The sequence below is a fragment of the Pseudarthrobacter sp. PS3-L1 genome (assembly GCF_030063285.1).
In the GTDB taxonomy this organism is placed as follows: Bacteria; Actinomycetota; Actinomycetes; order Actinomycetales; family Micrococcaceae; genus Arthrobacter.
Window position 1 is genome coordinate 63,015 of the sequence record NZ_JASISU010000006.1, and the last position, 18,970, is coordinate 81,984.

At 60.5% G+C, this 18,970-nt stretch carries 20 protein-coding genes; 11 read left to right on the top strand and 9 right to left on the bottom strand.

From position 1 onward, the window contains the following. Positions 1-23 precede the first annotated feature (23 nt). Positions 24-1,334 carry an MFS transporter gene (locus QMG79_RS15390; protein WP_283539500.1) on the top strand — a complete coding sequence of 437 codons (1,311 nt, stop codon included), beginning with the start codon at positions 24-26 and terminating at the stop codon, positions 1,332-1,334. Positions 1,335-1,355: 21 nt separating this feature from the next. Here the strand turns inward: QMG79_RS15390 and QMG79_RS15395 are convergent, their stop codons facing one another. Next, the gene (locus QMG79_RS15395; RefSeq protein ID WP_283539501.1) at positions 1,356-1,739 is read right to left on the bottom strand and encodes a DUF1844 domain-containing protein; all 384 of its coding nucleotides are present in this window, start codon (positions 1,737-1,739) and stop codon (positions 1,356-1,358) included. Between the two features lie 363 nt (positions 1,740-2,102). Between QMG79_RS15395 and infC the strand changes: the two genes are divergently transcribed. The 4 genes from infC to QMG79_RS15415 all read left to right on the top strand — a co-directional run bounded on the left by infC (position 2,103) and on the right by QMG79_RS15415 (position 5,002). Further along, on the top strand, positions 2,103-3,125 hold the full coding sequence (infC, locus tag QMG79_RS15400; protein WP_502934758.1) for a translation initiation factor IF-3: 1,023 nt from the start codon (positions 2,103-2,105) through the stop codon (positions 3,123-3,125). Between the two features lie 118 nt (positions 3,126-3,243). Beyond that, entirely contained in the window at positions 3,244-3,438 is a 195-nt protein-coding gene (gene rpmI / locus QMG79_RS15405; RefSeq protein WP_009358635.1) for a 50S ribosomal protein L35, read from the top strand. A gap of 112 nt (positions 3,439-3,550) precedes the next feature. Then, the gene (rplT, locus tag QMG79_RS15410; RefSeq protein WP_283539502.1) at positions 3,551-4,060 is read left to right on the top strand and encodes a 50S ribosomal protein L20; all 510 of its coding nucleotides are present in this window, start codon (positions 3,551-3,553) and stop codon (positions 4,058-4,060) included. A 45-nt stretch (positions 4,061-4,105) separates the two neighbouring features. Then, complete coding sequence (locus tag QMG79_RS15415) at positions 4,106-5,002, top strand: TrmH family RNA methyltransferase (RefSeq protein ID WP_283539503.1); 897 nt, start codon at positions 4,106-4,108, stop codon at positions 5,000-5,002. 179 nt (positions 5,003-5,181) lie between these two features. Here QMG79_RS15415 and QMG79_RS15420 read toward each other — a convergent pair whose 3' ends face one another. Then, entirely contained in the window at positions 5,182-5,451 is a 270-nt protein-coding gene (locus tag QMG79_RS15420) for a GlsB/YeaQ/YmgE family stress response membrane protein (protein WP_283539504.1), read from the bottom strand. A 220-nt stretch (positions 5,452-5,671) separates the two neighbouring features. Between QMG79_RS15420 and QMG79_RS15425 the strand changes: the two genes are divergently transcribed. Continuing rightward, the gene (locus tag QMG79_RS15425; RefSeq protein ID WP_283539505.1) at positions 5,672-6,607 is read left to right on the top strand and encodes a cation diffusion facilitator family transporter; all 936 of its coding nucleotides are present in this window, start codon (positions 5,672-5,674) and stop codon (positions 6,605-6,607) included. A 73-nt stretch (positions 6,608-6,680) separates the two neighbouring features. On the opposite strand, the gene QMG79_RS15430 is transcribed toward QMG79_RS15425, so the two are convergent. After that, on the bottom strand, positions 6,681-7,895 hold the full coding sequence (locus QMG79_RS15430; protein WP_283539506.1) for an MFS transporter: 1,215 nt from the start codon (positions 7,893-7,895) through the stop codon (positions 6,681-6,683). A gap of 238 nt (positions 7,896-8,133) precedes the next feature. Between QMG79_RS15430 and QMG79_RS15435 the strand changes: the two genes are divergently transcribed. Further along, positions 8,134-8,616, top strand: a complete 483-nt coding sequence (locus QMG79_RS15435) for a (deoxy)nucleoside triphosphate pyrophosphohydrolase (RefSeq protein ID WP_283539507.1) — start codon at positions 8,134-8,136, stop codon at positions 8,614-8,616. 6 nt (positions 8,617-8,622) lie between these two features. Here the strand turns inward: QMG79_RS15435 and QMG79_RS15440 are convergent, their stop codons facing one another. Then, positions 8,623-9,783 carry an Rv2578c family radical SAM protein gene (locus tag QMG79_RS15440; RefSeq protein ID WP_283539508.1) on the bottom strand — a complete coding sequence of 387 codons (1,161 nt, stop codon included), beginning with the start codon at positions 9,781-9,783 and terminating at the stop codon, positions 8,623-8,625. 65 nt (positions 9,784-9,848) lie between these two features. Here QMG79_RS15440 and pcp point away from each other — a divergent pair, with 65 nt between their 5' ends. Further along, positions 9,849-10,490 (top strand): pyroglutamyl-peptidase I, encoded by a 642-nt coding sequence (gene pcp, locus QMG79_RS15445; protein ID WP_283539509.1) that lies wholly within the window; start codon positions 9,849-9,851, stop codon positions 10,488-10,490. A 29-nt stretch (positions 10,491-10,519) separates the two neighbouring features. Here pcp and QMG79_RS15450 read toward each other — a convergent pair whose 3' ends face one another. Then, a complete protein-coding gene (locus QMG79_RS15450) occupies positions 10,520-11,164 on the bottom strand; it encodes an SIMPL domain-containing protein (protein ID WP_283539510.1) in 645 nt (214 codons plus the stop codon). Next, positions 11,161-11,688 carry a hypothetical protein gene (locus tag QMG79_RS15455; RefSeq protein ID WP_283539511.1) on the bottom strand — a complete coding sequence of 176 codons (528 nt, stop codon included), beginning with the start codon at positions 11,686-11,688 and terminating at the stop codon, positions 11,161-11,163. Before QMG79_RS15455 ends, QMG79_RS15450 begins: the two co-directional genes overlap by 4 nt. 234 nt (positions 11,689-11,922) lie before the next feature. Here QMG79_RS15455 and pheS point away from each other — a divergent pair, with 234 nt between their 5' ends. Beyond that, complete coding sequence (gene pheS, locus QMG79_RS15460; protein ID WP_283539512.1) at positions 11,923-12,984, top strand: phenylalanine--tRNA ligase subunit alpha; 1,062 nt, start codon at positions 11,923-11,925, stop codon at positions 12,982-12,984. Positions 12,985-12,986: 2 nt separating this feature from the next. Next, the gene (pheT, locus tag QMG79_RS15465; RefSeq protein WP_283539513.1) at positions 12,987-15,527 is read left to right on the top strand and encodes a phenylalanine--tRNA ligase subunit beta; all 2,541 of its coding nucleotides are present in this window, start codon (positions 12,987-12,989) and stop codon (positions 15,525-15,527) included. A gap of 137 nt (positions 15,528-15,664) precedes the next feature. On the opposite strand, the gene QMG79_RS15470 is transcribed toward pheT, so the two are convergent. The 3 genes from QMG79_RS15470 to QMG79_RS15480 form a co-directional block, all read right to left on the bottom strand. After that, positions 15,665-16,156, bottom strand: coding sequence for a hypothetical protein (locus QMG79_RS15470; protein ID WP_283539514.1), 492 nt, complete (start codon positions 16,154-16,156; stop codon positions 15,665-15,667). Between the two features lie 138 nt (positions 16,157-16,294). Continuing rightward, positions 16,295-17,392 carry a sensor histidine kinase gene (locus tag QMG79_RS15475; protein ID WP_283539515.1) on the bottom strand — a complete coding sequence of 366 codons (1,098 nt, stop codon included), beginning with the start codon at positions 17,390-17,392 and terminating at the stop codon, positions 16,295-16,297. Continuing rightward, the gene (locus QMG79_RS15480) at positions 17,389-18,093 is read right to left on the bottom strand and encodes a response regulator transcription factor (protein WP_283539516.1); all 705 of its coding nucleotides are present in this window, start codon (positions 18,091-18,093) and stop codon (positions 17,389-17,391) included. The genes QMG79_RS15475 and QMG79_RS15480 overlap by 4 nt, the downstream gene beginning before the upstream one ends. Positions 18,094-18,179: 86 nt before the next feature. Between QMG79_RS15480 and QMG79_RS15485 the strand changes: the two genes are divergently transcribed. After that, positions 18,180-18,743, top strand: a complete 564-nt coding sequence (locus QMG79_RS15485; protein ID WP_283539517.1) for a M15 family metallopeptidase — start codon at positions 18,180-18,182, stop codon at positions 18,741-18,743. Positions 18,744-18,970 lie beyond the last annotated feature (227 nt).

An 18,970-nucleotide genomic window follows, 5' to 3' on the forward strand; every position in this document is an offset into this window, starting at 1 on the left:
GCGGCGGATATAAAGGACCATCCGTGAATTTTGCCCTCTACCGCGACATCCTGTCCATCAAGCCCATCCGACGGTTGATCACCGTTGGCATGATTGCGCGTATTCCCCATTCGGCGGCAGGGGTCATGCTGACGCTGCACATTGTTTTGGCCCTCGGCCAAGGTTATGCCGCGGCAGGCGCCGCGGCTGCAGTGATGACAATCGGAATCGCCGTGGGTGCGCCATGGCGTGGACGCCGCGTCGATACGGTGGGGTTGCGGAGGGCGCTGATTCCTTCGGTTGTCTCCGAAGCCGTCATCTGGTCGATCGTTCCGCACGTCTCATACCAGGTGTTACTGCCCCTGGTCTTCGTCGGTGGGTTGCTGACGCTTCCCATCTTCAGTGTGGTCCGTCAGTCACTGGGCGTTCTCGCCACAGGTGATCAACGCCGGACAGCTTTTACGCTGGACTCCATCAGCACGGAATTGGTTTTCATGGTGGGCCCAGCAGTTGGAGCCGTCGTGGCTACGAGCGGACTGACAGTCGTGGGGCTCACTGTGGTTGGGGTTTCGACATCGCTGGCAGGAATCTTTCTTATGTGGTTCAACCCACCCACTCGGTCAGTTCGCCCTGCAGGAATGAAAGACGTCGGCCTCAGCGAACGTGAGGAGCTCGCGGCCGCTGAGCTCGCAGTTGTTTCTTCTCCGGCGCATCCACAGGAAGCTGCCGCGGAGTTCGGGCCGGTGGGTCGCAGAGCACGGCTGCGCTCTCGGGTCGTTGGAAACTTCTCCTGGTTTACCTCAGCAGTGGCCGTGGTGTTCACCGTGGCGGCTGGCACGGGAATGGTCCTCAGTGGAAGTGACGTTGGGATTGTTGCCGCACTGGAGCTAGGGGGGCATCAGGGTGAAATTGGAATTGTTTTCCTCTTCTGGTGCGCTGCTTCAGTGGTAGGCGGGCTGCTGTACGGTGCCATGCACCGTCCGCTGCCCCCCATTCTCCTCCTCCTGGGAATGGCGGGATTCACCATTCCCATGGGGCTTGCGCAGGACACGTGGACGCTGGCACTCTTGGCGATACTTCCAGGCCTGCTCTGCGCGCCAGTCCTCTCCGCGGCCTCGGAAAAAGTGGCTGACCTGGTGGCAGAGGATCGACGGGGTGAAGCGATGGGCTGGTATGGTTCCGCACTCACTGGCGGGGTGGCTTTCGGAGCGCCCCTGGCTGGCATCTTCATCGACTGGATCGGCCCTGGCGGGGGGTTCTATTCAGTAGGTGTTGCCGGTGTCCTGCTGTGTCTGGTCGGGTTGGCCCTCCAGGCGAGGCGGCGCCGGAGGGCCACCTTGCCACACAGCGGCTAGCAGTCGGGCCCTGGACGATCCCTAGTTGACTGCTCCGGTGAACTTTTCGCCCGGACCCTTGCCCGGAGCATCCTGGATGCTGGACTCCTCGCGGAAGGCGAGCTGGAGTGAACGGAGCCCGTCGCGCAAAGGACCGGCGTGCTGTGAGCCAATTTCCGGTGCAGCTGCTGTGACGAGGCCTGCCAGTGCAGTGATCAGTTTGCGGGCCTCGTCGAGGTCCTTCAGCTCAGCTGCATTGACGTCATCGGCCAGGCCCAACTTAACCGCAGCAGCGCTCATCAGGTGAACGGCTGCGGTTGTGATGACCTCGATGGCCGGAACCTCGGCGATATCGCGGATCTGGGAAGCAACGGTCTGCTCTTCTGCTGGCTGGTACACATGCGAATTGCTGTCTTGGCTACTCATACTGGTAAGCTTGTCACAGACCGACTGAATGTCGTTACTTCGCGCTCTTGCTTCCTCGCCCACAAGTGTGGCTGCTGGACAGGGGCCAGGGAAACGTTTTTCAGTTAGCAAGCGGAGTTCTCTCCCACCCGCGTCAACCGATTTACCTGGAGTCCAGGAAGCAAGGTTGCCGGGTACGGTCGGGCATCGGTTCATTGTGAACTGGTCTACGCGCAGTACTCTTGCCGCGTTCCCGATCTTCGAGGCCTTCTATTGCTCCGGCAATAGGGGGCCTTCTCTTATTTCCGGTGGGATACCCACAACGAACACAGGAGCTTTAACATTAGCGAGCCAAGAATCAATGAGCGTATCCGCGTCCCCGAGGTGCGGCTGGTCGGTCCTGCAGGTGAACAGGTAGGAATCGTCCGAATCGATGATGCCCTGCGCTTGGCTGCCGAGTCCGATCTTGATCTCGTTGAAGTTGCCCCGCAGGCGAAGCCTCCGGTGTGCAAGCTGATGGACTTCGGCAAGTACAAGTACGAGGCCGCTGTCAAGGCACGTGAAGCCCGGAAGAACCAGACCAACACGGTCCTGAAGGAAATCCGCTTCCGACTCAAGATTGACACTCACGACTACGAGACCAAGCGCGGTCATGCCCTTCGCTTCCTCGGAGCAGGAGACAAGGTCAAGGCAATGATCCAGTTCCGTGGCCGTGAGCAGCAGCGTCCAGAGATGGGCATCCGCCTGCTCCAGCGCTTCGCGGACGACGTTGCTGAAGTAGGCGTTGTTGAGTCAAGTCCCCGCATTGATGGCCGCAACATGGTCATGGTTGTAGGACCGTTGAAAAACAAGGCCGAAGCAAAGGCAGAGGCTCGTCGCGCCACCCAGCGTGCCGAAGCCAAGGCTGAGAACGAAACCAAGTCTTCTGGTCGGGTGGACACTAGCGGCTCGGATAATGCGCCGTTTACCCAGTCTCTTGCCGACCTTCTTCCTGAAGGCTACGAGGTCAACACTGAGCCTGCTCCGGTTGCTCCTCCCGTGAAGGAAACGCCAGCTCCGGCTGCCGAGTCCGTCCCCGCTGAAGAGGGCGCTGCTGCGGCCACGGAAGAAAAGCCGAAGCCGGAGACTGCGAAAGTCGCTCCCAAGGCAACGGTCGCTCCCAAGGCGGCAGCTCCCAAGGCTGCAGCCGCAAAAACGGGTGCACCCAAGGCCGCCGCGCCCAAGGCGGCTGCACCGAGGGTTGCTGCCTCGCCGGCTGCCCCAAAAGCTGCTGCACCTAAGTCAGCTGAAGCTCCGGCTGCAGCACCCAAGCCTGCAGCAACTCCCAAGCCGGTGCCGCGTCCAGCTGCGCCGAAGCCCATGGGTAAGCCTGCGGCGCCCAAGCCGGCGGCGAAGAAGACCACCTAGCTCACAGCCGGAGGGGGCCTTCCCCGTCCGGCATGAAACCAGCGTGTCTGCCTCCAGGGGCAGTATGCGCGATAGAACTGCAGGCAACGCCTGCGGACATGTAAGGAGATCGGTTCCCATGCCGAAGATGAAGACCCACAGTGGTGCCAAGAAGCGGTTTAAGCTGACAGGCAGCGGCAAGCTGCGTCGCCAGCAGGCAAACCGTCGTCACTACCTGGAACACAAGTCGAGCCGACTGACCCGCCGTCTCGCTGGCGACAAGATCGTCTTCAAGGGTGACGCCAAGGTCATCCGCAAGATGCTCGGCATCTGATTCCACGTTCCTGATGGGCTGCTGATCGGCAGCCGTCACCTCACCACCCTTCTCAGGCAGGCCGGGAAACAGTCCACGCAGCCTGGGATAAGAATTTTGAAGGAGTACGCACGTGGCACGTGTGAAGAGGGCGGTAAACGCCCACAAGAAGCGCCGGGTTATTCTCGAGCGGGCAAAGGGTTACCGCGGACAGCGGTCACGTCTCTACCGCAAGGCCAAAGAGCAGCTGCTGCACTCGTTTGTGTACAGCTATGGTGACCGCAAGAAGAAGAAGGGTGACTTCCGTCGTCTTTGGATCCAGCGCATCAACGCTGCATCCCGCGCCAACGGCCTCACCTACAACCGTCTGATCCAGGGCTTGAAGGCCGCTGAGGTTGAGGTTGACCGCCGCATGCTCGCTGAATTGGCCGTTTCTGATGCCAATGCCTTCGCTGCGCTGGTTAAGATCGCCAAGGATTCGCTGCCGTCGGACACATCTGCGCCCGCAGTGGCTGCAGCTCCGGTTGCCGCCCCCAAGGCAAAGGCAACAAAGGCCCCCAAGGCTGCTGCTGAAAAAGCTCCCGCTGCTAAGGCTCCCAAGGCCAAGGCCGCCAAGAAGCCTGCTGCCGACGCCGCTGAGTAGGACTTCCGTTCTGGAACCTGGGCCTTGAGCCACTAAGGTTCTTATATGAACGAAACCGGGCGCCCGCAAGACTTTCCACTCACCAACCCTCGAGCTGATCGAGTAAGGGATGTGGCAAGTCTTACCGGGCGCCCATCCCGTTTAAGGCAGGGCCGGTTCCTGGCTGAAGGCCCCCAGGCCGTGCGCGAGGCACTCCGGCTTCATCAGCAACGCCTTGATGCGGGGCTTCCCGGTGTTGTCCACGAGGTCTACGCGAGCGAGGGATGCCTTGAAAAACATCCTGAGTTTGAGGATCTGGCCGCCGACACCGACGCCCGTATTGCCACCAATGAAGTTCTTGCAGCCATGTCCGACACTGTGACCCCGCAGGGAATCGTCGCCGTCTGTGAATTCGTTGATGTATCGCTCGAGTCAGTTCTTGACGCAGGACCAACTCTAATCGCTGTTCTCTGCCAAGTGCGTGATCCTGGAAACGCGGGAACAGTCCTTCGTGCGGCTGACGCAGCAGGAGCCGATGCAGTGATCCTCACGGGAGCGAGCGTTGACATCTACAACCCCAAAGCTGTTCGTTCCACCGCGGGTTCACTGTTTCACCTGCCCGTAGTCCTGAACGCTGATGTAGAAGCTGTCGCCGCCGCATGTCGGTCGCGGGGCATTGGTGTCCTGGCAGCTGATGGTCAGGGGCAACTTGATCTCGATCAACTGCAGGACCAGAGTGCGCGCCGGAGGCTCTCTGATGCTGACGTGGTTGCCGCATTCTCCCTCGAGAAGCCCACTGCCTGGCTGTTCGGCAACGAAGCCAAGGGACTCACGGACGACGAGTTGGCTCTGGCGGATCACGGTGTAGCCGTACCCGTGTACGGAGCTGCTGAAAGCCTGAACCTCGGGACTGCAGCCACTGTCTGCCTCTACGCAAGTGCCCGCGCGCAACGGCGTGTCTGACGCGCATCGGCTGCGCGTCGGCTGTAGCCCATTGTGAACTGTAGCTCCGCCGGGGATGTGGGCTGGAACGCGCAGGCAGGCCGGGCGTATGCGGGAAGACAAAGCCAACCTCCGCTGGGTTTAGCAGTGGGGGCTGGCCTTGTGTTGCGCGGGCAGCGCGGTGCGAAACCGCAGATGCTTCAGGCGGACGACTTGCTCCGACCGGTAATGGCGCCATAGGCACCGGCTACAACGAGGCCGCCGACAATGGCCAAAATCCACGTGCCGATATTGAAAAAGCCCATGTCACCGCTGTTGAACAGTAGGCTGCCAATCCAGCCGCCGACTATCGCGCCAACGACGCCAAGCACCAGGCTGGTAACCCAGCCTCCACCGACTTTGCCGGGCATGATGTTTTTGACGATGGCCCCTACGATCAGGCCAAGAATAATCCAAGCAAGAAAACCCATGTCTCCTCCTAGTTATTCGTCGGGATAATCTCCCGATGGTGGCTTCAAACTAGCACGGTGCAAAGAAACTGTCAGTACCCTTAGTGAATTGTTCTTTCATTGACGGTTGCCGGGCCTGTTTTTGGCAAAATTTTGCGTATCAAGGAAGCTGACCACTGGGTGATGCACCCTTTTCCTGGTTGTCCTGCACTATTCCCACCACAAGAAGAAGGAGTCATCAGTGGCTGCTAATGGCGGTACCAAAGCGATCGTGGCGGCACTGACCGCGAACATCACCATCGCTGTTCTCAAGTTTGTGGCTTTTCTGCTGACGGCGTCGTCCTCGATGCTGGCGGAAGCAATTCACTCTTTGGCAGACTCTGGGAACCAGGTCCTGCTCCTGATCGGGGGCAAAAAGTCCAAGAAAGCGGCCGACGAGGAGCACCCTTTTGGGTTTGGACGGGAGCGCTACATCTACGCGTTCATTGTCTCTATAGTTCTTTTCAGCGTCGGTGGGCTGTTCGCTCTGTACGAGGCATGGGAGAAATTCAAGGATCCGCACCCCATTGAGGGTGCGTTCTGGTGGGTACCGCTTGCTGTTCTCTTTGGTGCAATTATCGCCGAATCGTTCTCGCTGCGGACAGCCATCCGAGAATCCAACCACACTCGAGGCAAGCAGAGCTGGGTCAGTTTTGTCCGAACAGCCAAGCAACCTGAACTTCCAGTGATTCTGCTCGAAGACTTAGGTGCGCTGGTGGGACTTGCCTTTGCACTGTTCGGGGTCAGTATGACCCTGGTAACCGAAAATGGTGTCTGGGATGCTCTGGGGACTGCCATGATCGGAATCTTGCTGGTGGCTATTGCCATCATTCTCGCCCTTGAAACAAAGTCGCTCCTGCTGGGCGAGTCCGCTACCAAGGCCGACGTGCTTGCGATCCGGAAGGCCATCGAGACTGGAGGTCCGCAGATCATCCACCTTAAGACCCTTCATCTTGGCCCGGAGGAACTTCTTGTGGCCGCCAAGATCAGTGTGGGTGAAGCGGAATCGGGAGCGGAAATTGCTGCTGCAATTGACGACGCCGAGCAGAGGATCAGGGGTGCGGTACCGATCGCCCGGGTCATCTACCTGGAGCCGGACCTGAAGCGGGCCCCGGCAGTAGCCCCGCCTTTGCCTTAGGAACTCGCGCAGGAGTCATGAAGTCCTGAGCCGTTGGAGTCCTGAGCCGTTGGCGTCCTGCCCCCCCCGTGGGTCAGGACACCAACGGCTTTTTGCGTTCCACCAGTCCGCTGATGATCGCAACCCCAAGCCCCAGAAGTGCAAGGACGGCTCCCACAAGCGCCGGTGCGACGTACCCCCATCCCCAGGCTATGACGAGGCCGCCTAGAAAGGCACCCAGGGCGTTCGCGACGTTGAGGGCCGCATGATTCAGCGACGAGGCAAGGGACGGCGCATCGGGTGAAGCGTCCAGGAGGCGCGTCTGCAGGGCAGGGATCAGCAAGGACCCGGCAGCGCCCACGACGAAGACCATCAGGAGAGCAGACCAGGCCCAGTTCACGGCCACAGCATAGATGACCAATGCTGCAGCAATCCCTGGCAGCACCCAATAGATGGTTCCCATGACCGATCTGTCAGCAAGGCGTCCCCCAAAGATGTTGCCTGCGACCATGCCGAGTCCATAGAGGGCCACCACTACCGGCAGAACGGCGGGTGAGAGTCCTGTTACGGAGGTCATGGTGTAGGAGATATAGGTGTAGGTGGCGAAAAATCCGCCAAAACCCACGATTCCAATTAGGATCGCCAGCCAGACCTGCAGACGCTTGAGGGCGCCGAGCTCGCGGCGGATGCTCGCATCCGGGTGTGCAGCCTGGAAGGGCACAAACTTCCAGATCATGATCAAAGTGATGATGCCGATGCCGCCCACTATGACGAACAGCAGCCGCCAGCCGAAGTTTTGGCCAACCCACGTTGCAGCCGGTACGCCCACCACGTTGGAGACAGACAGGCCAACCATCACCATGGAGATGGCCCAACCGCGCTTGGTAGCCGGAACAAGCGACGCGGCAATGACTGCTGTTACTCCGAAAAAGGCACCGTGCGGCAGGCCGGCGGCAAAGCGCGAGACCAGCATGCTGGCGTAATCGGGCGCGACATAGGAAGAGAGATTAGCGAGAACGAAAAACGCCATGAGGCCCAGCGCCAACCACTTGCGGGGCAACTTTGCTCCGACCGCAGCAAGCAGCGGGGCGCCCACCACGACGCCCAGTGCGTAAGCAGAAATCAGGTGTCCTGCCTCGGGTGTGCTAATACCCAGCCCCACCTCAACTTCCTTGAGAAGTCCCATCATGGTGAATTCGGTGACACCGATGCCGACGCCGCCGGTGGCAAGCGCAATGATTGCCCATGCCAGGACGGAAGAGGGTACAGGCAGCGCTGGGGCAGTGACAGTGGGGGTGTGGCTCGACATGTTCCCGCATTTCGTTCTCTTGCTCCAGCCACACTGCAGTATCCGAACCCAAAAAGAGCGGAACAGCGGCGCCGCTGGAAATGGATGGATTGGCCCGGCAATGCGACCTGGAGCACTGCCCGGGGGTGGGGGAGGACTATGGAGTCAAACGGACAGCAGATCTGCTGTATTCCTTCATGCTCATTCTCACGTCCACTTTACGGGCCCTCGAGGTTTGGTCCACTACTACACTGAACCAATGACTGATCGAATACTGGTTGTGGGCGCCGCGGTAGTGGACGATCTGGAACGACCGACATTCTTACTGGTGGCGCGGAGGACAGCGCCCGAGAAGTTTGCTGGGCTTTGGGAATTTCCCGGTGGCAAAGTTGAGATCGGGGAGAGGGCCCAGGACGCCCTGCATCGTGAACTTAGAGAAGAACTGGGTGTTGAAGTGGTTCTGGGAGCGGAACTGGCAGGGCCCAGTCACAACGGATGGCCGCTTGACGGCAAAGCTGACATGCGGGTCTGGTTCGCGGAGATTTCAGCAGGGGCTCCCGAACCGCTGGAAGACCACGACGTGCTTGAATGGATGCCATTGGACGAGCGAAGCAGCGTGCTCGCCCTTGCCTGGATCCCAGCCGACGTACCCATTGTCCACGCGCTCTTGGAAAAAACCGGATTGCGGTCCCCTGGAAGCCCTGGTAGCAGCGTCAGCCATGGATCATGTGGGCAAGCATAGGCCGTGTCAGAAGAGGGTCGGCTGGCTTTGACGCACTGCTCCGCGGGGGCCTTTTGCGGAACCAGTTTGCTGTGTGGGCCTAGCCGTCGGCATGATCCCGGGGGGATACTCCGCCTCTTCAGCCCTTGGGTCCTCGGCAATCCGTCGATGGCTGAAGCCATGTGTGTCCTGAAAGCCGTGCCGTGCTTTGAAAAACCTGATACGGCTCGCTAGCCACTCCCTGTAATCACGTGATGCGTAGTGACCATCGCCGTAAAGCCGTCGATATTTTCCTGCCAGGTGAGGGTGGTGAGCGGCCAACCAGCCCATGAACCAGTCTTTTGTTCCCGGCTTCAGGTACAGCGCCCCGGCACTGACACCTGTTGCCCCAGCAGCGGCGAGTGCGCCGAACAGTGCGTCTAGGTCTTCGTCGCTGTCGGAGAGCCACGGCAGGATCGGCATCGCCATGACACCGCAGGGGAGGCCGGCCTCCCGCAGCCGGCTGATGAGTCGAAGGCGGGCACGGGGGCTGGGTGTACCAGGCTCCACCGCGGCCGCGAGTTCTTCGTTGGTCATGGCCAAGGAAATCCCGACGCCCACCGGGACCTGGGTAGCAGCACGTTTGAGCAGGGGAATGTCGCGGGCCAGCAGTGTTCCCTTGGTCAGGATGGAGAGTGGAGTTCCCGATTCAGCCAAGGCGTTGATGATGCCAGGCATCAGTGCGTAGCGGCCTTCTGCTCGCTGGTACGGGTCCGTGTTGGTTCCTAGTGCCACAGGAGGCCTTGTCCAGCTTGGCTTTGCCAGCTCCTTCCGCAGGACTTCGGCGATGTTGACCTTGACCACCACTTGGCTGTCGAAGTCGAGGCCTGCGTCAAAGTCGAGATAGGTATGGCTCTTGCGGGCAAAACAGTAAACGCACGCGTGGCTGCATCCACGGTAGGGGTTGATGGTCCATCCGAAGGGCATTTTTGACCCCGGTGGCACTTTGTTGAGCACCGATTTTGCGGTGACCTCGTGAAAAGTGACACCGGAGAACTCTGGGGTACTCACCGAGCGGAGAAGTCCTGCTATGGGTAGGAGCGCGGGGACTGCCGGTCTTGGGGCTGGCCCGGAAGCCGCAGCAGTGTTGGCACCCGCTGGTGTGTCCTGCGGAACGTCGGCTGTGAGCGACTGGGCATCCCATCTCATAGCTTCATTCGAATATATGTTCGACTAAAAGTCAAGGTGCCAGACCGGGCCGATAGGATGGCTCGATGATCCTCCTCACAGGTTTTGAACCATTTGGCGGCCAATCGACGAATCCCAGCTGGCCTGCGGCCCGGCAGGCTGCACGCGCCCTGCGGGCCAAGGGAATCGAGGCCATAGCCGTGGAGCTTCCCTGCGTTTTCGGTGAATCCCAGGCGGCACTGTATGCCGCGGTGGATGAGTACGAGCCGGACGTGGTCCTATGCGTTGGCCAGGCCTCGGGCAGGAGTGCCGTGTCCTTGGAGCGCGTGGCCATCAACTGTGACGACGCACGAATTGCTGACAACAGGGGAAATAGCCCAGTAGACAGCCCTGTGGTGAACGGCGGACCGACTGCCTACTTCAGTTCCCTGCCCATCAAGGCTGCCCTAGGATCGGTAAAGCAGGCCGGCATAGCCGTGGAGATCTCGCAGACAGCCGGGACATTCGTCTGTAACCACATTTTTTACTCCCTGATGCATCTTCTTGCAGCCAGGGATGGCGTCCGTGGTGGCTTCATCCATATACCCAGTGACCCGGGTCATGTGGCCGCGGGCAGCACAGTCCCCACGATGACCGTTGATATGGCTTCGGATGCGCTCGTGATCATCGCATTGACCACTCTGGGGACGACTGTGGATGTTCGGATATCGGCAGGTGCAACGCATTAGCAAGTGGCAGGGATGGCCTGCAACCTGAGTCAGGCAGCGGCCGGATCCACGCCCCAGGAGGCAGCGAGGCTGCAGGTAATGCCGACAGATCCAGCCTCGATGGAGAGTGGTTCGATGGCGGCCGCGCGCTGCATTGTGGCCATAGGGCCCGGGGCGTTGCCGCGCTCAACTTCAGACAGGGATGTGACAGGTCCCAAGCTCACACCTGCAAGCTGGGCCAACTGCTGGGCGGCGGAAAGTGCGTCCTCCCACGCCAGCGCCCTGGCCCGCGCCCGGAGTGCGGCCGGATCGGCAAATCCCAGGTCCAGTCCATTCAGCCGGACATCGTTCCCACCTGCCTGGACGGCAGCTGCAAGCGCCGCCGACGAACCGTCAAGGTTCCGCAGTTGGACGGTGACCGTGGCGGAGGCGACATAGCCGGTGACTTTTTGTCCCACTCCGTCCTGCCAGAGGACGTCGGCACGCACGTTGAGGCCGGACGTCCTCATGTCCTCGTTCTGCGCGCCGTGTTCCCGGAGCGCAGAGGATATTGCGCCAGATCTCTCTCCGGCCGCGGCATACGCTGCAGCAACGTCATCACGGCGGCATTCAACTCCGATGCTCATGGTCAGCAGATCCGGCACTGCCTCTGCTGTTCCTGTTCCTGTGACACTGATGTGTTCGCTCACGGTCATGCCTCGCTTTCCTGGAGAGGGTTTGTCCTGGCGACTGTACGGCGTCGCCGCAGGGAAAAGGGACGGGTTGGCGCCTGCCGGTAACCCCCAGCTTCCAAACCTGCCGACACTTCAAAAAAATTCGCTGACGCCGGATCCCCAGTGCGCAGCAGAGACCAGCCTGCCGCAGCGAAATAGAGTGGCAGGAAGGGAAGCCCCAAACATAGGGCGTACTGGGTGGCATGCCTGCCCTCGTGGAACAGGAGTGCCGGTGTGGCGTTCCGCGGGTCTGGCAGCGGCCGTCCCGTCTGGGATCGGAATACCACGACGTTACCCACGGTGAAAGCGCCGGCGACAGGCAGTTTCAATGACCATCCCGCGGCAAGGAGCAAACCTTCTGGTCCACTGACAATCTTTGTTCCTGCCCAGCGGGCCAGCCCAAGACCCAAGAGGGTGGAACCATTGACCAGGTTGGCCACGCGACGGAGTTGCTGGCCCGCTGTAAGGTCCGGGGTGTTGCTTGCCGTTCCGCGATGCCCTGTCATAGGAACATGCTAGTCACAGGTGAGGTGCGGCGGGTGATTTCACCTAGACTGGTAGGCAACGCCCGCCGGTCACCCTGGCGGGCTCGGACCATGCTCTTCGCCAGACTCTGCGGTAGTTCACCGATAGATTCAGGCACCAGAGCGCCCCCAGTTCCGTCAACGATGGACGTTTGCGCCGCAGATGTCCGCCGCGTCGGAACGGGAGCTCCACCAACTCACAGCTAAGAACAGTAGATGACTGAAACTTTGCCGGGCGCTGACGTCCCGAACCCACTGGACGAAGCCGCCATCACCGCTGCCGTCGATACAGCCGTTGCCGCGATTGACGGCGCCTCAACACTTGATGAACTCAAGGCTGTCAGACTGGCCCACGCGGGGGAGAAGTCCCCGCTGAGCCTGGCCAACCGTGAGATCGGCAAGCTGGACAAAGCAGACAAAGCGGCCGCCGGAAAGCTCATGGGAAGTTCACGCGGCCGGATCAATAAGGCGCTCGCCGCGCGGACTGTTGTCCTTGAGGCAGAAAATGACGCGCGGATCCTGGTCGAGGAAACAGTGGACGTCACGGCAGCCCCTTGCCGTCGTAGGGCTGGCGCCAGACACCCACTCTCCACGCTGCAGGACCGCGTAAGTGACATTTTTGTCGGGATGGGTTGGGAAATTGCGGAAGGTCCAGAAGTCGAATCCGAATGGTTCAACTTCGATGCCCTGAACTTCAAGCCTGACCACCCGGCCCGAGAAATGCAGGACACCTTTTTTGTCGAGCCCCCCGAGGCCCACCTGCTGATGCGGACCCACACGTCACCCGTGCAGGTACGGTCCATGCTTGAGCGCGCGGTACCGATCTACGTGCTCTGCCCGGGCAAGGTGTTTCGCACCGATGAGCTCGACTCTACCCACACGCCGGTGTTCCACCAGTTCGAGGGCCTGGCCATCGACAGGAACCTGAGCATGGCCGACCTCCGCGGAACGCTGGAGCACTTCGCCCGTCAGATGTTCGGCGAGGCTGCTCAGATCCGTCTGCGGCCCAACTACTTCCCTTTCACGGAACCCTCCGCAGAGCTGGATATCTGGCACCCCGGTGCAAAGGGGGGCCCACGCTGGATCGAATGGGGCGGCTGCGGCATGGTCAATCCCAATGTGCTCCGCGCTGCGGGCATCGATCCAGACATCTATTCAGGTTTTGCCTTCGGCATGGGAATTGAGCGGACGCTCATGTTCCGCAACGAGGTCGCGGACATGCGCGACATGATCGAAGGCGACGTACGTTTCAGCGAGCACTTCGGGATGGAGATCTAACAGTGCGTATTCCCCTTTCCTGGCTGCGCGAATTTGCCCAGGTACCGGCCGGTTCATCGGCCGAAGACGTCATGGAAGAACTGGTCAAGGTGGGCTTCGAGGAAGAAGACGTCCACCGTCCCACAGATACGCTGCAGGGCCCCGTAGTTGTGGGGCAGGTTCTCAGCCTGGTCAAGGAACCCCAGACCAATGGAAAGACCATTAACTGGTGCCAGGTCCGGGTTGTTCCAGAGGGCCAGGAGCAGAGCCTCACTGGCGATGGCATTGACCCTTCTGGCGTTCAGGGCATCATCTGTGGAGCCCACAATTTTGTGGAGGGCGACAAGGTGGTGGTGACCCTGCCCGGAGCTGTCCTGCCAGGGGATTTTAGGATTTCTGCCCGAAAGACCTATGGCCATCTCTCCGCCGGCATGATTGCTTCGGTCCGGGAACTGGGGATCGGCGATGACCACGACGGCATTTTGGTGCTCTCCCGAATCGGACTGGACCCTGAGATCGGATCCGACGCTCTGGAACTGCTGGGCCTCTACGATCAGGCTGCCGAAATCAATGTCACGCCTGATCGCAGCTACGCATTTTCCCTGCGGGGCGTCGCACGCGAGTATGCGCACGCGACCGGCACCTCGTTCACGGATCCGGCGTCGTTGGTCTCTGCTCCCAGTACCCTCACTGGCGGCTTCGACGTTGAGCTCCATGATGATGCACCGATCTACGGAATCCCTGGCTGCGACAGGTTCGTTGCCCGCACAGTAACGGGAGTGGACGCGACGCGTCCCACCCCGCAGTGGATGGTGTCCCGGCTGCGGCTTGCAGGTATCAGGTCCATTTCCCTTCCTGTGGACATCTCCAACTACGTCATGCTGGAGTTGGGACAGCCCAATCACTGTTATGACCTGGACAGGCTCACAGGCTCAATCGTGGTACGTCGAGCAACAGCTGGCGAGAAACTCACCACCCTTGACGGCAGGGAACGGACACTCAACACAGAAGACCTGCTGATCACCGATGCCTCAGGCGCTATTGGAATTGCTGGCGTCATGGGCGGTGCCCACACTGAAGTCTCTGGTGGGACCACGTCCATCCTGATCGAGGCTGCCCATTTCGACGCCGTTTCGGTGGCCCGGTCGCGTCGTCGCCACAAGCTCCCCTCCGAGGCATCCAAACGCTTCGAGCGGGGCGTTGACTGGAACCTGGCCGGTATTGCCGCTCAGCGCGTCGTTGACCTGCTCGTCGAGTTGGCCGGTGCTACCGCCGAGGCGACAGGAACTGATGTTGGAAAGGCTCCTGAGCCAGTCGTGATCGACCTTCCGGAGGCTTTCGCAGCTGCCCGGATTGGTATCGAGTTCACCGAACAGCAGATCACACAGGCGCTTGAAGACATCGGAGCCCAGGTTGAGCGGACCGCCACGGGATATTCCGTCACGGCGCCTTCCTGGCGGCACGACCTGGAGACTCGTGAGGATCTCTCTGAGGAAATTGCCCGGTTGGTGGGCTACGACCAGATTCCGGCGACTCTGCCAGTTGCTCCTCCAGGGCGTGGCCTATCCCGCACCCAGCAGCAGAAGCGGAGGCTTTTGCAGGCCCTGGCCGATTCTGGGCTGACGGAAATTCTTGCGTACCCCTTTGTCTCCAGCGCGGCCAATGCAACGTTTGGCACTGCTGCGGGTGAGGCTCCGCGTGCCCTGAAACTCGCGAATCCCATCAGCGAGGAACAGGGCTGGCTGCGGACCTCCCTGCTGCCAGGCTTGTTGGAGGTTGCGCGTCGCAACCACTCCCGTGGATTCCGTGACCTTGCACTCTTCGAAGCTGGCGCAGTGTTCCTGCCCGGCGCCCGCTTGGGCACCGCCGCGATCCCGCCGCTGGGGATCAGGCCGGAGGAAGAGGTCCTTGACGGGCTGTACGACGGCGTTCCGCACCAGCCGCTGCATGTTGCCGCAGTTCTCACTGGCGTCGACTCGCCCGCTGGTGCCGGGCACCAGCCCCGTCCCTGGGACTGGGCTGACGGCGTCGACGTCGCCCGTCTTGCTGCCGACATTCTCGGTGTGGAACTGGTCGTTACCCAGGGTGCCCACCAGGCGTTCCACCCTGGCCGGACAGCGCAGCTGTCGCTGCGTAGCGGCGAGGTCGTTGGCTATGCGGGGGAGCTGCACCCGAAGCTGCTGGCATCGTCCGACATGCCAGCCCGAAGTGTGGCCGTGGAGTTCGACGCCGATCAGTTGTTCGCAGCCACTGCTGACGTGATTGTGGCCAAACCACTTTCTACTTTCCCGGTGGCAACTCAGGACGTAGCGCTTGTGGTGGCGCAGGAGATTCCTGCTGATGAGGTGTTGGCTGCGCTCCGCGAAGGTGCTGGGGAATTGCTAGAAGATGTTGCGCTCTTTGATGTGTATGCGGGGGAGCGCATTGGGGAGGGCCTGAAATCCCTGGCGTTCGGTCTTCGGTTCCGGGCCCCTGACCGGACCCTCACGGCGGATGAGGCATCAGCGGCCCGTGAGGGTGCTGTTGCCCTGGCTGCGGAACGCTGTGGTGCTGTCCAGCGCTAAATGTCCGTTTGCTGGTGTTCCGGTGACGGCCGGAGAATCCTTGTAACCCCAGTGGTTGCAGGGATTCTCCCTTGCCTGGCCGAAATGCCCATTCGCGTGGGCGCCCTGACAGGAAAAGCAGTGTGGCCAACATCGGGCTAGTGGATGAGGGCCTTGAGCAGGACGATGCCCACGCCCAGCAACGCCGTCGCGCTCCCCATGGTCAGACGCTGCGAGAGTTTTTGGGTCCAGGAGCCGGCGGACACGTATCCGAGCACTCCCAGCAGAACCACGTCCACCCAGAGCGCGGTCCACAGGGCTATCTCATCGCCAATCAGGTTGATTACTCCGAGCAACACGATGGCCAGGGGAAGCACCGCTGCAATAAGCATCCCTAGGGAATGCACCAGTGCGTACTGCATCGATTCGTGGATCGGGGATTTCCTGTCGGGCACGTGGCTCAGGCGCGCAACACCAGTAGCAAAAAGGTGGGCAAGCCAAAAAACTGCAACCGTGATGAGAACTTTGATGAACACATCCCGGGACGTCACGTCGTAGCGGTCCGTGACCATCAACAGTGCCGAGACCATGATCAGCCCGTACACCGCTGACTCGGAAAAGAAGTCTGCTTTGCGAAGCTTGTAGCCCACAACGCCCCCTGATCGGAAGTCTCCCTGCCTTAACCCAGCAACAGATGTCCATGAGCATATCGAGAAAATGTGCGGGCGATGGATCGGTAACCATATTGCTGGGTGTTGGTGTGCCCTTCTTTTCGCCACCGTTGTGCCCTACGGTGCGGTCCGCTTCCTGTCTCCCGGTGTTCCTGTCGCGGTTGGCAGATGGATTTTGATGCGCAGGCCGCCGGCGGGACGGGGTGAGAGAGTGAGCGTCCCGTTGTGTGCATGGGCAATACTCTTCACAATTGCCAACCCGAGACCGACGCCGGGATGGTCACCGGTCCGCGTGCGGTCCGAGCCGCGCCGAAATCTTTCGGTGAGAGTCGCAGCCAGTTTTTCTGTGACTATCTCACCTGTGTTCTCGACAATGAGGGTGGTGGTATCGGCGCTGTTCGTGGTGCTCAACCACATCACTCCGTGCAGCGGGATGTTGTGCACGATTGCGTTGTGTAGGAGATTTGTCACCATGTGAAGCAGGAGTGGGTGTGAGCCAAACGTTGGGGTAAAGGTGATGGCAGTTTTTATGGCGACACCGCGTTTTTCCGCAAGAGGAAAGAGTGTTTCGATGGCTTCTTCCACGAGTAGGGAAAGGTCCACCTGTTCTCTCGCAAAGGTTTTTTGGTCCGCCCGCGTCAGGAGCAGAAGTGCTTCAGTGAGGTCGATGGCACGGGCGTTGACGGTCCCGAGACGTGCGATGAGTTCGGTGGCGTCGCGGTGGGGGTCGTTTGCTGCCACGTTGAGCAAAGCCTGTGTTATTGCCAGCGGTGTACGGAGTTCGTGGGAAGCATTGGCCGCGAACCGCTGTTGTTCGGCCACTTGCACTTCAAGCTGTTCCAGCATCGCGTCGAAAGAATCTGCAAGTTCGCGGAACTCGTCCCTGCGGCCTTCCAATCTGATCCGGTGAGAAAGCGACCCCCTCGCGGCGATACGGGTTGCACTGGTGATTCTGGACAGTGGCGCGAGCATGCGGCCGGCGAGGAGCCAGCCTCCCAGAAATCCGAAAATGAGCAGGACGGCCAGTACGGTGACAGCTGCTGGCCCGAAGGCGCGTTGAAGGTCAGAGCGGTTGGGGACGAAGCCAAGAGGGCTGTCAATCGCACCGGCAGGGACGTATCGCAAAAGGAAGACCCAGACGACAGTGAGCAGCAAACCGCCCGCGACCATGAGGAATCCGACGTAACTAAGGGTGAGTTTGAGCCGAACGCTCATCCCTGGGGCTCTATGCACGTCAGTGCCCGTTCATTCCCGGCGCCGGTGTCGATGCGGTACCCGACACCCGAAACCGTAGCGATGACCCAGGGCTCGCCGAGGCGTTTGCGCAGTGCCGAGACAGTGATGCGGACGGCATTGGTGAAGGGATCGGCATTCTCGTCCCAGGCTCGTTCTAGGAGTTCTTCGGCGCTGACAATACCGCCTCCGGCTGCGACAAGTACTTCCAGGACAGCGAACTGCTTCCTTGTGAGGCCAACATAGCTACCGTCTCGGTACACTTCACGACGGAAGGGATCCAGCCGAAGCCCGGCAATTTCCTGGACGGGCGGTCTGTGGTGTGCCCGCCGACGGTTCAGGGCGCGGAGCCTGAGGACTAGTTCTTGAAGTTCGAATGGCTTGGTGAGGTAGTCATCGGCGCCGAGTCCGAATCCGGATGCTTTCTCATCAAGGCGGTCCGCGGCAGTGAGCATGAGGATGGGCATACCACTGCCTGAAGCCACAATGCCGCGGGCAATCTCGTCCCCCGATGGCCCCGGGATGTCGCGGTCGAGGATCGCGATGTCGTAGCTGGTGACGCTCAGTAGTTCTTGGGCGATATGTCCATCGCTGGCGATGTCGGCCGCAATCGCTTCCAGCCTTAGCCCGTCGCGAATAGCTTCTGCCATATAGGGCTCGTCTTCGACGATTAACACACGCATGCTCCCATGCTATGAGGTGTGACATGTCGTTGGCGTATGGAAAACCTCATACGCTCTGGCATCACCGCAAAGACTTGACTGGCGGCATGTCACATCACGAACCACTAAGAACAAAACGCCGACGGAATCTCTTGACGATCTTCACCATCTTGACTGCCATCGCTGCTCTGGTGGCTGTCCATTCAGTAATCGGGGGAGGAAGATTCTTCTCTGGCGGCGACGTTCCAACGGAAACAACTGTCGTCTCCGATGTCCCGGCAGTTTCCAACCTGGACCCGGCCCTGCGCGCTGCCCTGGGCCGGGCCTCTACTGAAGCATCTAGGGCCGGAATTACGCTTTACATCACAAGTGGGTGGCGTTCGGCGGATTTCCAGCGCAAACTTCTCCAGGAAGCTGTCGCCACCTATGGTTCCAAAGAAGAAGCTTCCCGTTGGGTGGCAACCGCAAAAACATCCGCTCATGTGTCTGGCGAAGCGGTTGATATTGGGTCCTGGGACGCGAGCGCCTGGCTCGCCACACATGGGGCGAAATACGGCTTGTGCCAGATCTACGACAACGAGGCCTGGCACTTTGAACTACGGTCCGACGCGCCAGTCGAGGGGTGTCCAGCCACGTACTTCGATCCCACCTACGATCCAAGGATGAAGTGACCATCGCCGTCGGCAGAAACGACGTTAACCACGTCCTGGGCATCGTTGAGGATTCCAGCAGCAGTCTTCTCCGGGGGACCTGTGCTGTACGGCGGCGCCACTAGGTGCTGGAGCGTGCCTGGTTGAGACAGACGTTTTTCCGTCGCGGTGCAGCAGTAGGTTCTGTAGAACACGCCTCAGGACATGCCAGCACGGGACAGTACCGCAGCAGCCGCGCGAGAGGCGAG

What these genes read in the sequence shown, in the direction of transcription:
- QMG79_RS15395 (WP_283539501.1), bottom strand. Translation starts at nt 1,739, where the DNA reads ATGAGTAGCCAAGACAGCAATTCGCATGTGTACCAGCCAGCAGAAGAG.
- rpmI (WP_009358635.1), top strand. Translation starts at nt 3,244, where the DNA reads ATGCCGAAGATGAAGACCCACAGTGGTGCCAAGAAGCGGTTTAAGCTG.
- QMG79_RS15415 (WP_283539503.1), top strand. Translation starts at nt 4,106, where the DNA reads ATGAACGAAACCGGGCGCCCGCAAGACTTTCCACTCACCAACCCTCGA.
- QMG79_RS15420 (WP_283539504.1), bottom strand. Translation starts at nt 5,451, where the DNA reads ATGGGTTTTCTTGCTTGGATTATTCTTGGCCTGATCGTAGGGGCCATC.
- QMG79_RS15430 (WP_283539506.1), bottom strand. Translation starts at nt 7,895, where the DNA reads ATGTCGAGCCACACCCCCACTGTCACTGCCCCAGCGCTGCCTGTACCC.
- QMG79_RS15435 (WP_283539507.1), top strand. Translation starts at nt 8,134, where the DNA reads ATGACTGATCGAATACTGGTTGTGGGCGCCGCGGTAGTGGACGATCTG.
- QMG79_RS15440 (WP_283539508.1), bottom strand. Translation starts at nt 9,783, where the DNA reads ATGAGATGGGATGCCCAGTCGCTCACAGCCGACGTTCCGCAGGACACA.
- pcp (WP_283539509.1), top strand. Translation starts at nt 9,849, where the DNA reads ATGATCCTCCTCACAGGTTTTGAACCATTTGGCGGCCAATCGACGAAT.
- QMG79_RS15450 (WP_283539510.1), bottom strand. Translation starts at nt 11,164, where the DNA reads ATGACCGTGAGCGAACACATCAGTGTCACAGGAACAGGAACAGCAGAG.
- QMG79_RS15455 (WP_283539511.1), bottom strand. Translation starts at nt 11,688, where the DNA reads ATGACAGGGCATCGCGGAACGGCAAGCAACACCCCGGACCTTACAGCG.
- pheS (WP_283539512.1), top strand. Translation starts at nt 11,923, where the DNA reads ATGACTGAAACTTTGCCGGGCGCTGACGTCCCGAACCCACTGGACGAA.
- QMG79_RS15475 (WP_283539515.1), bottom strand. Translation starts at nt 17,392, where the DNA reads ATGAGCGTTCGGCTCAAACTCACCCTTAGTTACGTCGGATTCCTCATG.
- QMG79_RS15480 (WP_283539516.1), bottom strand. Translation starts at nt 18,093, where the DNA reads ATGCGTGTGTTAATCGTCGAAGACGAGCCCTATATGGCAGAAGCTATT.
- QMG79_RS15485 (WP_283539517.1), top strand. Translation starts at nt 18,180, where the DNA reads ATGTCACATCACGAACCACTAAGAACAAAACGCCGACGGAATCTCTTG.